General features: G+C 32.6%; 1 protein-coding gene. It reads right to left on the reverse strand.

All coding sequences use genetic code 11. From position 1 onward, the window contains the following. The coding region (locus tag VIL26_06890) for a glycoside hydrolase family 3 protein (protein ID HEY8390654.1) at positions 1 to 1,412 on the reverse strand (1,412 nt) is incomplete at its 3' end. Between the last annotated feature and the right edge of the window lie 141 nt (positions 1,413 to 1,553).

The raw sequence follows: 1,553 nt of genomic DNA on the forward strand, positions 1-1,553 counted from the left end.
GCATCTGCAGCTTGCCCGGTAAGATATTGAGTTATTATTGATTTTGCATTATTTATATTATCAAGTTCGACAGGAGCACCACCACTATAAATCACGGCAAAATCATTTCTAACCTTTAGTAATTCGTCTATAAGCGAATATTGGGCATAGGGCAATCTCATATGCTGTCTGTCATAACCTTCGCTTTCATAGTCTTCAGTAAGCCCTATAAAGACCACAACATTTTTATAGTTTTGACTAGCAGATACTGCCTTGGCTATTAACTGATAATCTACAATATCATTATATATATCATATCCCTCTACAAATTCGTATTTAATGCTTCGGGCGTCCAGACCATCCAAAAAAGTAGTCAGCTTAGTAGGAATTATTTTTGAGCTTCCGCTGCCCTGATATCTAGAATATTTGGCCAAAGCACCAATAACAAGCAGCTTTTCATTAGAATCAAAAGGAAGCAAATTATTGTCATTTTTTAATAAAACTATTGAATTTTGAGCTATTTCTTTAGCTGTTTGATGCTGTTTTAAAACATCATAATTATGCGTTTTTTGAGCATTTTTTACTTTTTCAATTAGTTTTAAAATTCTTAAAACACAGGTGTCTATATCATGAGTTGTTATTTTTCCATCAAATACAGCCTGCATAACGCATTCAATGTTATATTGACCTGAATATGGAAATTCTATATCTAGTCCAGCCAATACTCCTTGAACTCTATCATCAACAGCGCCCCAGTCGCTTATAACAACACCATCATAACCCCAAAAATCTCTCAGAACATCAGTAAGAAGATATTTGTTTTGGCTGGAATAAATGCCGTTAATCTTGTTATATGAACACATTATTGTCCAAGGTGAACTCTCTTTAACAGCTATTTCAAAAGGTTTAAAATAGACTTCATGTAATGTTCTTTCGTCAATTTCAGCACTTACTATAGCCCTGTAACTTTCTTGATTGTTAGCAGCAAAATGCTTTAAAGATGTTCCCACACCTTTACTTTGCGCGCCCCTAATAAATGCTGCTGATAATTTACCTGCTAAAAATGGATCTTCAGAAAAATATTCAAAATTTCTTCCGCAAAGCGGCGATCTTTTTATATTAGTTCCTGGACCCAAAATAAGGTCAATATTTTCTTCTATTGCTTCAACTGCTAAAGCTTGCCCTAGTTTTTCCAAAAGATCAGTATCAAAACTGCATGCTGTAGTTACAGCAGGAGGAAAACATGTTGCTTTTTGAGTTTTTACTATGTCTTTTTCTCGAATTTCTTTTCTAAGACCGTGAGGTCCATCTGAAACTCTTATACTATTTATATTTAAACGGTCTATTTTTTGAGTGTTCCACCAATCGGCGGCAAATAATAATGACACTTTTTCTTTAAGCGTCATTTTATTCATAATATCAATAACATTCATAAAAATATCCTTAAATTAATTATAAATTCATTTTAATTCATAATCTTACTATTGTCAATATCACCTGATTAATGGTTTTATCGCCAAGATTTAAAAACTTTAGGTTAATTAATATCATAAAATTAATGCAGGATATTATCA

The organism is Clostridia bacterium, assembly GCA_036562685.1.
Classification (GTDB): domain Bacteria; phylum Bacillota; class Clostridia; order Christensenellales; family DUVY01; genus DUVY01.